Genomic DNA, 12,091 nt, shown 5'->3' with positions numbered 1-12,091 from the left:
GAGCGATACCATGCCGCATAGTGCTTCCAGCCTGGCCAACCTCGATCTCACCACGCTGGCCGAGCGCCTCGGGCGGCGCTGCCGCGAGCAGGGCGTCAGCGTGACTGCGGCCGAATCGTGCACCGGCGGCGGGGTGGCCAGTGCCATCACCGCGGTGGCGGGCAGTTCGGACTACTTCGAGACCGGCTACGTGACCTATTCCAATGCGGCCAAGGCCCGCCTGCTGGGCGTTGCCGAGGCGCTGATCGCCCAACACGGTGCCGTCAGCCGCGAGGTGGTGGAGGCGATGGTGGCGGGCGCTTGTCGCGACAGCGGCGCCAAGCTGGGAGTGGCGATCAGCGGCGTGGCCGGGCCCGATGGCGGTACGCCGGAGAAGCCGGTGGGTACCGTATGGCTGGCCTGGGGCAGTGAGCACGAGCAGCGCGCCGAGCGCTTCCACTTTCCCGGCGACCGCCGGGCGGTGCGCGAGCGGGCGGTGCGCGAGGCCATCGTCGGGCTGATTCGCTACCTGGAGAACCCGCCGGGGCAGGCACGTTGAACGAGTGACTAGGCGCGCGGCGTTTTTTTCGTCATACTACTGTCCAACCATACAGTGTCCGGGCGTGCTCCCCTTGGCGGCCCACCATTCATCATTGCATTTGCAGCGTCTGCGAGTTCTGCGAGGAGAGCCTCATGGCACAGGATGAAAATCGTTCCAAGGCATTGAATGCCGCCCTTTCCCAGATCGAGCGGCAGTTCGGCAAGGGTACCGTGATGCGCCTGGGCGATGCGCCGCGGGTGGCGATGCCTTCGGTGTCCACCGGTTCGCTGGGGCTGGACATCGCCCTGGGCATCGGCGGCCTGCCCTTTGGTCGCGTGGTGGAGATCTTCGGTCCGGAATCCTCGGGCAAGACCACCCTGACCCTGTCGGTGATCGCCCAGGCCCAGAAGCAGGGCAAGACCTGCGCCTTCATCGATGCCGAGCACGCCCTCGACCCGAGCTACGCCGAGAAGCTCGGCGTCAACCTCGACGACCTGCTGGTATCGCAGCCGGACACCGGCGAGCAGGCGCTGGAGATCTGCGACATGCTGGTGCGCTCCGGCGGCGTCGACGTGATCATCATCGACTCGGTGGCGGCGCTCACCCCGCGGGCCGAGATCGAGGGCGAGATGGGCGACTCTCACGTCGGCCTGCAGGCGCGCCTGATGTCCCAGGCGCTGCGTAAGATCACCGGCCACATCAAGAACGCCAACTGTCTGGTGGTGTTCATCAACCAGATCCGCATGAAGATCGGCGTGATGTTCGGCAGCCCCGAGACCACCACCGGCGGCAACGCACTGAAGTTCTACGCCAGCGTGCGCCTCGACATCCGCCGCACTGGTTCGGTCAAGCAGGGCGACGAGGTGACCGGCAACGAGACCCGCGTCAAGGTGGTGAAGAACAAGGTGGCACCGCCGTTCCGTCAGGCCGAGTTCCAGATTCTCTACGGCAAGGGCATCTACCACGCCGGTGAGGTGATCGATCTTGGCGTACAGTGCAACCTGGTCGACAAGGCCGGCGCCTGGTACAGCTACAAGGGCAACAAGATCGGTCAGGGCAAGGCCAACGCCGCGCAGTTCCTCGAGGACAACCCGGCGGTGATGGAGGAGATCGAGAGCCAGATCCGCGGCCAGCTGCTGGCCACGGCGGCGCCCAAGGAAGAGGAGGTCGCCGAGCCGCTGGCCGCCGAGGCCGAGCGCGAGGACGACCTGCTCTAAGCATGCTGCTCTAAAACCATGTTGCGCTAAACCATGCCATTGCAGCCCGGCTCCGAGCGTGCGTCGTCCCCGCGGGACGACGCTATCCGCCTGCTGGCCCGGCGCGAGTACGCTCGCGCCGAGCTGGCCCAGCGGCTCGCGGCGCGAGCCCACTCGGCCGAGGCGATAGCCGCCTGCCTCGACGCCCTGGTCGACGAAGGCCTGCAGTCCGACACCCGCTTCGTCGAGAGCTTCGTGCGCTCGCGCATCGCGCGCGGCCAGGGCCCGCTGAAGGTGCGGGCCGAGCTGGAGCGGCGCGGCGTCGAACGCGCCCTGATCGCGGCCGCACTGGCCGAGGCCGAGCGGGAGGGCGAGGTCGACTGGTTCGAGCTTGCCGCCGCGACGCTGGCGCGGCGCTATTCCCAGCCTGACAGCACCCCCCGCGAGCGCGCCCGGCGCGAGCGTTTCCTGGCGTCTCGCGGTTTCGAATTCGAGCATGTGCGCTACGCCCTCGAGCGGCTCGATTCGGTCGAATGACGCTCGCTTGGGCGCCTCCTCTTTAGTCGCTTGACAACTGCGCTATAATGCCTCCCTTTGTGAACGCCCTCGGTGGCGCTCCTGACACGCCAAGGCGTGCGAATTCGGCCATGTGAAGCGCGCCGAGCGCGCCTGCCCGTCGGGTGACCACGCTCATCGCCACGGATATGCCATGAAAAGCGCAGACATCAGACAGGCCTTTCTGAATTACTTCGAGGAGCACGGGCATACCGTTGTGCCATCCAGCTCCCTGGTGCCGGGCAACGACCCGACGCTGCTGTTCACCAATGCCGGCATGGTGCCGTTCAAGGACGTCTTCCTCGGCCGCGACCCGCGCCCCTACGTGCGTGCGGCCTCGTCCCAGCGCTGCGTGCGCGCCGGCGGCAAGCACAACGACCTCGACAACGTCGGCTACACCGCGCGGCATCACACCTTCTTCGAGATGCTGGGCAACTTCAGCTTCGGCGACTACTTCAAGCGCGACGCCATCCGTCTCGCCTGGACCTTCCTCACCGAGCGCCTGGGGCTGCCGGCCGAGAAGCTGTGGATCACGGTGTTCACCGAAGACGACGAGGCCTACGGCATCTGGGCCGACGAGATCGGCGTGCCTCACGAGCGCATCGCGCGTATCGGCGCCAAGGACAACTTCTGGCAGATGGGCGATACCGGGCCCTGCGGCCCCTGCTCGGAGATCTTCTACGACCACGGTCCCGAGGTGTGGGGCGGCCCACCCGGCACCCCCGAAGAGGACGGCGATCGCTACATCGAGATCTGGAACCTGGTGTTCATGCAGTTCGACCGCGACGCGGCCGGCAACCTGAACCCGCTGCCCAAGCCCTCCATCGATACCGGCATGGGCCTCGAGCGGGTGGCGGCGGTGCTCCAGGGCGTGCACTCCAACTACGAGATCGACCTGTTCCAGAACCTGCTGAAGGCGGCCGCCGATGCCACCGGCCACGCGGATACCGACACGCCCTCGCTGCGGGTCATCGCCGACCATATCCGCTCCTGCGCCTTCCTCATCGCCGACGGCGTGCTGCCCTCCAACGAGGGGCGCGGCTACGTGCTGCGCCGGATCATCCGCCGCGCCATTCGTCACGGCCACAAGCTCGGCGCCAAGGAGCCGTTCTTCCACAAGCTGGTGGCGGCACTCGATGCCGAGATGGGTGAGGCCTACCCCGAGCTGCGCGAAGCCCGCGGCCAGGTCGAGCGCATCCTGCTCAAGGAGGAGGAGCAGTTCGCGCGCACCCTCGAGCACGGCATGAGCCTGCTCGAGGAGGCCCTGGCCGGGCTCCAGGGCGACGTGCTGCCGGGCGAGACGGTGTTCAAGCTCTACGACACCTACGGCTTCCCTTACGACCTCACCGCCGACGTCTGCCGCGAGCGCGGTGTCAGCCTGGACGAAGCCGGCTTCGAGCGTGAACTCGAGGCCCAGCGCGAGCGCGCCCGTGCCGCCAGTCAGTTCGGTGCCAGCCAGGGTGTGGCGCTGGAACTCGAAGGCGAGACCGCCTTCACCGGCTACGAGCGGCTCGAAGACCGCGCCACCGTCACCGCCATTGCCGACCATGAGGGCAATGCCCTGGTTGCGCTGGAAGCCGAGCAGCGCGGCATCGTGGTGCTCGACCGTACCCCCTTCTATGGCGAGTCCGGCGGCCAGGTGGGCGACACCGGCTACCTGACGCTCGACGGCGGACGCTTCCTGGTCACCGATACCCAGAAGCAGGGCGGCCATCACCTGCATCACGGTGTGCTGCTCGAAGGTCGCCTGAGCGTGGGCGCCGAGGTAACGCCTCAGGTCGATGCCAGGCTGCGCGGCGCCACCATTCGCAACCACTCAGCCACTCACCTGATGCACAAGGCGCTGCGCCTGGTGCTGGGCGACCACGTGCAGCAGAAGGGTTCGCTGGTGACGCCCGAAAGGCTGCGCTTCGACTTCAGCCACTTCGAGGCCATGACCGCCGAACAGCTGGCCGAAGTGGAGCGTCTGGTCAACGAGCAGATCCTGGCCAATGCGCCGACCCGCATCGAGCAGATGACGCTCGACCAGGCCAAGGCCAGGGGCGCGGCGGCGCTGTTCGAGGCCAAGTACGCCGACAGCGTACGGGTGCTGACCATCGGCGCCGATGATTTCTCCATCGAGCTGTGCGGCGGCACCCACGTGGCTCGCAGCGGCGACATCGGCTGCTTCCACATCGTCAGCGAGCAGGGCATCGCGGCGGGCGTACGCCGCATCGAGGCGATCACCGGTGAAGGGGCGCTTGCCTACTTCCGCGAGCAGGAAACGCGCCTGGCGCGCATCGGCGAGCGTCTCAAGGCCAAGCCGGAGCAGGTCGAGGAGCGCGTCGAGTCGCTGGTGGAGCGTAACCGCAGCCTGGAGAAGGAGCTCGAACGGCTCAAGGCCAAGCTGGCCAGCGCCGCGGGCAGCGACATGCTGGCGCAAGCCCAGGAGATTGCCGGCGTCAGGCTGCTGGCCACCCAGCTCGAAGGCGTTTCGGCCAAGGAGCTGCGCGGCGTGCTCGACCAGCTCAAGAACAAGCTGGGCTCGGGTATCGTGGTGCTCGGCGTGGCCGACCGGGAAGCGGGCAAAGTGAGCCTGATTGCCGGTGTCACCGACGATCTCACCGGCAGGGTCAAGGCCGGCGAACTGGTCAATCACGTGGCCACCCAGGTGGGCGGCAAGGGTGGCGGTCGCGCCGACATGGCCCAGGCCGGGGGCAGCGACGTGGCAGCCCTGCCGGCGGCCCTGGAGAGCGTATCCGCCTGGGTCGAACAGCGCCTGCAGTAGCGGGAGCTCGGGCCAGCCGCTCCGGCCCGAGTTCGGAGAACTGTTTCAAGAACCGATTAGCGACTTTCACTCATCCGGGCGCAGCGCGCTCGACAAGCGAGGGAAAACCGTAGATGGCACTTTACGTACAGAAATTCGGTGGTACCTCGGTGGGCTCCGTGGAGCGCATCAAGGCCGTGGCCGAGAAGGTCAAGGGCTTTCGTGACGAGGGCCATCAGGTGGTGGTCGTGGTCTCCGCCATGAGCGGCGAGACCAACCGTCTGATCGCCATGGCCAACGAGATCAACGACGAGCCCACGCCGCGCGAAATGGACATGCTGGTCTCCACCGGCGAGCAGGTGACCATCTCGCTGCTGGCTCTCGCCCTGCACAAGCTGGGCGTGCCGGCCACCTCCTATACCGGCTCCCAGGTGGGCATCCTCACCGACAGCGCCCACACCAAGGCCCGCATTCAGCGCATCGAGACCGACGAGATGCGCGAAGATCTCGACGAGGGCAAGGTGGTCGTGGTGGCCGGCTTCCAGGGCGTCGACGAAGAGGGCAACATCACTACCCTCGGCCGCGGCGGCTCCGATACCACCGGGGTGGCGCTGGCGGCGGCGCTGGGCGCCGACGAGTGTCAGATCTACACCGACGTCGACGGCGTCTACACCACCGACCCACGGGTCTGCTCGAAGGCGCAGCGCCTCGACACCATCACCGTCGAGGAGATGCTGGAGCTGGCGAGCCTCGGCTCCAAGGTACTGCAGATCCGCTCGGTGGAATTCGCCGGCAAGTACAATGTCCCGCTGCGCGTGCTGTCCAGTTTCCAGGATGGCCCCGGCACCCTCATCGTTGCTGAATCCGACCAAGACGAGGACTCCATGGAAGAACCGCTGATCTCAGGCATCGCCTTCACCGCCAACGAGGCCAAGCTGACCCTGCTCCATACGCCGGACGTGCCGGGCGTGGCCTCGCGCATTCTGGGCCCGATCGCCGACGCCAACATCGAAGTCGACATGATCGTGCAGAACGTGGCGCCGGCCGGCGACTACACCGACTTCACCTTCACCGTGGCCAAGGGCGACTACAAGAAGACGCTCAAGATCCTCGAGGAGCAGGTGATTCCCGACCTGGGTGGCGGTGAGGTCAACGGCGACGACAACATCGCCAAGGTCTCCCTCGTCGGTGTGGGCATGCGCTCGCACGCCGGCGTCGCCGCCAAGATGTTCCGCGTGCTGGCCGACGAGAACATCAACATCCGCATGGTGTCCACCTCCGAGATCAAGATCTCGGTCGTCATCGACGAGAAGCAGATGGAACTCGCCGTTCGTGCCCTGCACACCGCATTCGGTCTCGACAAGAGCGATATCGAGAGCGAATAAGAACGTAACAAGAACATCAACAAGGTATGGACGACTTCAGCGGGTGTCTCTTCTACTCTGGGAAGGCTTGCCGCGATGAGCGGCCCGGCTTCCCTTCAACGCTGTCATCGTGTCATGGTGGGGTTGGGTGGTGGTGATGCACCTTTGGTGCACCTTGGTACTAATGTGTTACATAATGAGAGCAACCTAGCGTCGATGGGATCGACGCGTATCCCGTTGCAAGTCGTCTGAGAAGGAGATCAGTCATGCTCATCCTGACCCGCCGAGTCGGTGAAACGCTGATGATAGGTGATGACATCACCGTGACCGTCCTTGGCGTCAAGGGCAACCAGGTGCGTATTGGGGTCAATGCCCCCAAGGATGTCGCCGTACATCGTGAGGAAATCTATCAGCGCATCCAGCGCGAAAAGTCAGACGAAGAGGGTGGGAGCGGTCAGGCTTAGTAGACGACGTTGTCTCCGCCGGTTTCGGTAACAGGAAACAAATGTCTGAATACGCTGGACAAAGCACGGTAGAAAAGATAGGATATGCGCCGTGTCGTTGAGGGAGAGGTGGCCGAGTGGCTGAAGGCGCTCCCCTGCTAAGGGAGTATGGGGTTTATAGCCCCATCGAGGGTTCGAATCCCTCCCTCTCCGCCATACGACATGGATCCATTGTTCGATGCGTATCGTTAGATGCGTGATGGTTCGAAGTGTGATGATGCGCCCGTAGCTCAGCTGGATAGAGTACCTGACTACGAATCAGGTGGTCGGAGGTTCGAATCCTCCCGGGCGCGCCACGAAGCATGCTGAAGCGGTCATGAAATGAGCGTCGATCGTGTCTCCGCAGAGCGCAAGAATTCGAAGCAATGGTGACTACCTGCAGGACCTCGGTCTTGCAATCCGCGCCCGTAGCTCAGCTGGATAGAGTACCTGACTACGAATCAGGTGGTCGGAGGTTCGAATCCTCCCGGGCGCGCCAGATTCAAAAACCCGTCCTCCTGTGAGGACGGGTTTTTTGCTTTTGTCAGCCCCTTTCTTCAGACGTGGCAGAGCGTGCCTGCAGGCGCTCCTGGCGGCGTGAGCCCGGGCTTCTGCGGCGCGTGCCCGAGCCCGGCCAGCAACCCTTCGAGCAGCCCTTCGAGATCGTTGATGCGCTTCACCGCCTGGAAGCGTCGCTCCGCTTCGTCGTTCCTATAGCGCATGTGGTTCAGCCACTGTTTTACCAGAGACGTGACAATGCGTTCGGGAAGTGTGCTACGCTGCAATGCAGCATATTCGGCAAGGATGGCAGCCCGTTCCTGCCACTGCGTATCGGGCAGTCGCTCGCCGGTACTCAGCCAGTGGCGGATGCGAGGTGCCAGTAGCGGATCGGCAAGGGCGCCTCGGCCCAGCATGACGTCGCGGCAGCCGGACAGCGTGCGCGCCTTCCAGTAATCCTCCAGGCTCCAGATATCGCCGTTGGCGACCACCGGAATCTGGATGTGACGGCGAATGCGGCCGATCCACTCCCAGTGGGCCGGTGGGCGATAGCCTTCGTCGCGGGTGCGTGCATGTACCACGAGCTGCGTAGCGCCGCCGTCGGCTGCCGCCTGGGCGCAGGCCAGCGCCAGGCGGCGATCAGAGAAGCCGAGGCGGACCTTGGCCGTCACCGGTATCGAGTCGCCTACGGCGTTGTGAACCGCGGCCACGGCGGCCTGCACGCGACGTGGGTCGCGCAGTAGCGAGGCGCCGCCGTCGTGACGGTTGACCAGCTTGGCCGGGCAGCCGAAGTTGAGATCGATGGCGCGGGCGCCGAGGTCTCGCGCCTGCTCGGCGTTGGCCGCCAGCGCCCCGGGATCGCTGCCGAGCAGCTGTAGCGCCACGGGAACCCCCGCTGGCGTGACTACCCCGGTTTCGAGCTCGGGGCAGTGGCGCAGGAAGACCTTGGGCGGCAGTCGCGCATCGACGACGCGGACGAACTCCGTCACCGCCCAGTCGAAACCGGGGCGGCGGGTAAGCAGATCGCGGGCATGGGCATCGATCACGCCCTCCATGGGGGCGAGTCCGATCCTTCCTTGTAGTAAAACAACAACGTTGGCTTCCACCATGGGGTGCTTGCAATTCATCCGGAGTGTGGCAGTTTAGATGGCCGAATTTCAAAAGCTTGGCGGCATGTTTGCGGCAATTTAGCTCTAGAACTTAGCTCAATAACAAGGGGGAGTGCGCATGCAGGATGAGCAGTTGCTACTCGATGGCCTGGCCCTGATGGGGGTTGGCATGGGGTTCGTTTTTGTTTTTCTTACCATTCTGGTGCTGGCCACCACCCTGATGTCGCTGGTGGTTCGCCGCCTGGCGCCGTCCCCCGTTGCCCCGGCCGCTGCGCCGACCTCGACCACGCCATCCACCAAGGATGACGCCGAAATCATGGCCGTCATCAGCACCGCCATCCATCGCTATCGTCAGCGCCGCTGACGGCTGGCAGCGAACGCAATACTACTACACAACACGCCATTCACGGGGTCATTGTCATGAGCGAGACCAATCGCCCGCTGGGCATCACCGACGTCGTCCTGCGCGACGCCCACCAGTCGCTATTTGCCACCCGCATGCGGCTCGACGACATGCTGCCGATCGCCGAGAAGCTCGACCGGGTCGGCTTCTGGTCGTTGGAGTCCTGGGGCGGTGCCACCTTCGACGCCTGTATCCGCTACCTCGGCGAGGATCCGTGGGAGCGGATACGCGCGTTGAAGGAGGCCATGCCCAACACGCCGCAGCAGATGCTGCTGCGCGGCCAGAACCTGCTCGGCTATCGCCACTACGCCGACGACGTGGTCGACCGCTTCGTCGAGCGGGCCAAGACCAACGGCGTCGATGTGTTCCGCGTGTTCGATGCCATGAACGATCCGCGCAACCTGGAGCGGGCCATCAAGGCCGTACGCAAGGTGGGCGGCCACGCTCAGGGCACCATCTCCTACACCGTGAGCCCGGTGCATACCCTCGACAGCTGGGTCGAGCTGGCCGAGACCATCGCCGACATGGGCGCCGACTCGCTGGCGATCAAGGACATGGCCGGCCTGCTGGCCCCCTACGACGCCTATGAGCTGGTCACGCGGCTGAAGAAGGCGCTGTCGATTCCGATCCACATGCAGTGTCATGCCACCACCGGCATGTCCACCGCCGCCATTCTCAAGGCGGTGGAGGCCGGGATCGACAACGTCGACACGGCCATCTCGTCCATGTCGATGACCTACGGCCACAGCCCCACCGAGTCGGTGGTGGCGATCCTCAAGGGCACCGGGCGCGACACCAACCTCGACCTCGAACTGCTCGAGGACATCGCCGGCTACTTCCGCGAGGTGCGCAAGAAGTACGCCGCCTTCGAGGGCTCGCTCAAGGGCATCGATTCGCGCATCCTGGTGGCTCAGGTGCCCGGCGGCATGCTCACCAACATGGAGAGCCAGCTCAAGGAGCAGGGCGCCGGCGACAAGCTCGACGACGTGCTGGCCGAGATCCCCCGCGTGCGCGAGGACCTGGGCTTCATCCCACTGGTCACGCCCACCTCGCAGATCGTCGGCACCCAGGCGGTGATGAACGTGATGATGGGCGAGCGCTACAAGTCGATCTCCAAGGAGGTTCAGGCGCTGCTCAAGGGCGAGTACGGCGCCGCGCCGGCTCCCTTCAACAAGGAACTGCAGAGTCGCGTGCTGGAGGGCGGCGAGCCGATCACCTGTCGCCCCGCCGATCTGCTCGAAGCCGAAATGGAGCGACTGGCCGCCGAACTCAAGGAGAAGGCCAAGACCGACGGCATTCGCCTCGCCGAAGGCGAGCGCGAGATCGACGATGTCCTCACCTATGCGCTGTTCCCGCAGATCGGGCTGAAGTTCCTCAAGAACCGCGACAATCCCGATGCCTTCGAACCGGCCCCCCAGTCGCCGGGGCAGGAGGCCAGCCTGCCGGTGACCGCTCAGAAGGGCGAGGACAAGCTGCCGGCGACGCGTGCGGCGGCGCCTGCCGGCCCCGAGACCTATACGGTCAAGGTCAACGGCAAGCAGTACGTGGTGGAAGTGGCCGAGGGCGGCGAGATCGGTGCCGTGTCGGAGTCGGCCGCCCAGTCGGCGGCTCAGCCGGCGGCGGGTGTCGCAGGCTCGTCGGGTGAAACGATCACCGCCCCGCTGGCCGGCAACATCTTCAAGGTCAACGTGCGCCCCGGCGACAGCGTGCAGGAAGGCGATGTGGTGATCATCCTCGAGGCAATGAAGATGGAAACCGAAGTGCGGGCCGCCAGCAGCGGTACCGTGTCCGAGGTCAAGGTCGGTGAGGGCGACAGCGTCGCCGTCGGCGACACGCTGATCGTGCTGTAAGGGCTTCTACCATGGAAAAGCTGTTGACCCTGTGGGAGGGTTCCGGCCTCTACAACCTGACCTTCGGCCAGGTGGTCATGATCCTGGTGGGCCTGGTGCTGCTCTACCTGGCGATTGCCAAGAAGTTCGAGCCGCTGCTGCTGGTGCCGATCGGCTTCGGCGGCATACTCGCCAACATTCCCGAGGCGGGCCTGGCGATCTCGGCGCTGGATCAGGCCATCGAAGTGGCGCGCCCGGCGGTGCTGCAGCAGATGGCGGCGGCGCTCGGCGCTACGCTCGATCCGCTGGCCGGCGAGGAGGCGTGGCGCGCCACGCTAAAGGCGCTAGTCGACAACGGTGCTGCACCGGATCAGGTCCGCGCCGCCCGGGACATCGCCCTGAACGTCGGCTACGGCGACGGGCTGCTCTACGTCTTCTACTCTCTGGCCGTGGCTTCGGGCATCGCACCGCTGCTGATCTTCATGGGCGTGGGGGCGATGACCGACTTCGGCCCGCTGCTGGCCAACCCGCGCACCCTGTTCCTGGGAGCGGCGGCGCAGTTCGGCATCTTCGCCACCCTGTTCGGCGCGGTTGGCATGTCGGCTCTGGGCTGGATGGACTTCTCCATCGAGCAGGCCGCGGCCATCGGCATCATCGGCGGTGCCGACGGGCCGACCTCGATCTACGTGTCGAGCGTGCTGGCGCCGGAGCTGCTGGGTGCCATCGCCGTGGCAGCCTACGCCTACATGGCACTGGTGCCGATGCTGCAGCCGCCGATCATGCGGCTGCTGACCACGCGCAAGGAGCGCGCGATAGCGATGACGCAGCTGCGTCCGGTCTCCAAGCTGGAGAAGATCGCCTTCCCCCTGCTGCTGCTGATGCTGGTGGCGCTGTTCCTGCCCGATGCCGCGCCGCTGCTGGGCATGTTCTGCTTCGGCAACCTGATGCGCGAGTGCGGCGTGGTGGAGCGACTGACCGATACCGCGCAGAACGCCCTGATCAACATCGTCACCATCGTGCTGGGGCTGGCCGTGGGTTCGCGGCTGATGGCCGAGAGCTTCCTGGCGCTGGAGACTCTGGGCATCATGACGCTGGGCATGGTGGCCTTCGCCATCGGTACCGCGGCCGGGGTGCTGATGGCCAAGCTGATGAACCTGGTGAGCCGCATGCCGATCAATCCGCTGATCGGTGCCGCCGGGGTGTCGGCGGTGCCGATGGCGGCACGGGTCGCCAACAAGGTGGGGCTCGAGTCCAACCCGCACAACTTCCTGCTCATGCACGCCATGGGTCCCAACGTGGCCGGCGTCATCGGCTCGGCGGTGGCCGCCGGGGTGATGATCAAGTACCTGGGCTAGCAGGGCCTCGATGAGTAACGACTACGGCACCCGA

At 65.6% G+C, this 12,091-nt stretch carries 10 protein-coding genes and 3 tRNA genes; 12 read left to right on the top strand and 1 reads right to left on the bottom strand.

The window, feature by feature from the left end:
* Nucleotides 1-10: 10 nt before the first annotated feature.
* The 9 genes from HOP58_RS09590 (at nucleotide 11) to HOP58_RS09550 (ending at nucleotide 7,362) form a co-directional block, all read left to right on the top strand.
* The gene (locus HOP58_RS09590; protein ID WP_086509289.1) at nucleotides 11-538 is read left to right on the top strand and encodes a CinA family protein; all 528 of its coding nucleotides are present in this window, start codon (nucleotides 11-13) and stop codon (nucleotides 536-538) included.
* Between the two features lie 134 nt (nucleotides 539-672).
* Entirely contained in the window at nucleotides 673-1,737 is a 1,065-nt protein-coding gene (gene recA, locus HOP58_RS09585) for a recombinase RecA (protein WP_086509288.1), read from the top strand.
* 33 nt (nucleotides 1,738-1,770) lie between these two features.
* Complete coding sequence (locus HOP58_RS09580; RefSeq protein ID WP_200825327.1) at nucleotides 1,771-2,253, top strand: regulatory protein RecX; 483 nt, start codon at nucleotides 1,771-1,773, stop codon at nucleotides 2,251-2,253.
* A 172-nt stretch (nucleotides 2,254-2,425) separates the two neighbouring features.
* Entirely contained in the window at nucleotides 2,426-5,038 is a 2,613-nt protein-coding gene (gene alaS / locus HOP58_RS09575; RefSeq protein WP_234238751.1) for an alanine--tRNA ligase, read from the top strand.
* Nucleotides 5,039-5,151: 113 nt separating this feature from the next.
* Nucleotides 5,152-6,402 (top strand): aspartate kinase, encoded by a 1,251-nt coding sequence (locus tag HOP58_RS09570; protein WP_234260173.1) that lies wholly within the window; start codon nucleotides 5,152-5,154, stop codon nucleotides 6,400-6,402.
* A 245-nt stretch (nucleotides 6,403-6,647) separates the two neighbouring features.
* A complete protein-coding gene (gene csrA / locus HOP58_RS09565; RefSeq protein WP_010630095.1) occupies nucleotides 6,648-6,845 on the top strand; it encodes a carbon storage regulator CsrA in 198 nt (65 codons plus the stop codon).
* A 102-nt stretch (nucleotides 6,846-6,947) separates the two neighbouring features.
* Nucleotides 6,948-7,040: transfer RNA gene (locus HOP58_RS09560), tRNA-Ser, on the top strand.
* Between the two features lie 63 nt (nucleotides 7,041-7,103).
* Nucleotides 7,104-7,180, top strand: a tRNA-Arg gene (locus HOP58_RS09555).
* 105 nt (nucleotides 7,181-7,285) lie between these two features.
* Nucleotides 7,286-7,362: transfer RNA gene (locus tag HOP58_RS09550), tRNA-Arg, on the top strand.
* A gap of 58 nt (nucleotides 7,363-7,420) precedes the next feature.
* On the opposite strand, the gene HOP58_RS09545 is transcribed toward HOP58_RS09550, so the two are convergent.
* Nucleotides 7,421-8,416: a tRNA-dihydrouridine synthase gene (locus tag HOP58_RS09545; RefSeq protein WP_234260172.1), complete on the bottom strand. Its 996-nt coding sequence runs from the start codon at nucleotides 8,414-8,416 to the stop codon at nucleotides 7,421-7,423.
* 172 nt (nucleotides 8,417-8,588) lie between these two features.
* On the opposite strand from HOP58_RS09545, the gene HOP58_RS09540 reads away from it, so the two are divergent.
* Genes HOP58_RS09540 through HOP58_RS09530 form a run of 3 tightly spaced genes read left to right on the top strand, consistent with a single transcriptional unit; the run spans nucleotide 8,589 to nucleotide 12,057 of the window.
* Complete coding sequence (locus HOP58_RS09540) at nucleotides 8,589-8,834, top strand: OadG family protein (RefSeq protein ID WP_234260171.1); 246 nt, start codon at nucleotides 8,589-8,591, stop codon at nucleotides 8,832-8,834.
* Between the two features lie 56 nt (nucleotides 8,835-8,890).
* Entirely contained in the window at nucleotides 8,891-10,723 is a 1,833-nt protein-coding gene (gene oadA, locus HOP58_RS09535; protein ID WP_234260170.1) for a sodium-extruding oxaloacetate decarboxylase subunit alpha, read from the top strand.
* Nucleotides 10,724-10,734: 11 nt separating this feature from the next.
* The gene (locus HOP58_RS09530; RefSeq protein WP_010630091.1) at nucleotides 10,735-12,057 is read left to right on the top strand and encodes a sodium ion-translocating decarboxylase subunit beta; all 1,323 of its coding nucleotides are present in this window, start codon (nucleotides 10,735-10,737) and stop codon (nucleotides 12,055-12,057) included.
* Nucleotides 12,058-12,091: the final 34 nt, after the last annotated feature.

The sequence above is a fragment of the Halomonas sp. MCCC 1A11062 genome, assembly GCF_021404355.1.
Taxonomy (GTDB): Bacteria; Pseudomonadota; Gammaproteobacteria; order Pseudomonadales; family Halomonadaceae; genus Halomonas; species Halomonas aerodenitrificans.
The sequence above is the reverse complement of the archived record's forward strand: the minus strand, read 5'-3'. Positions and strand labels throughout refer to the sequence as shown.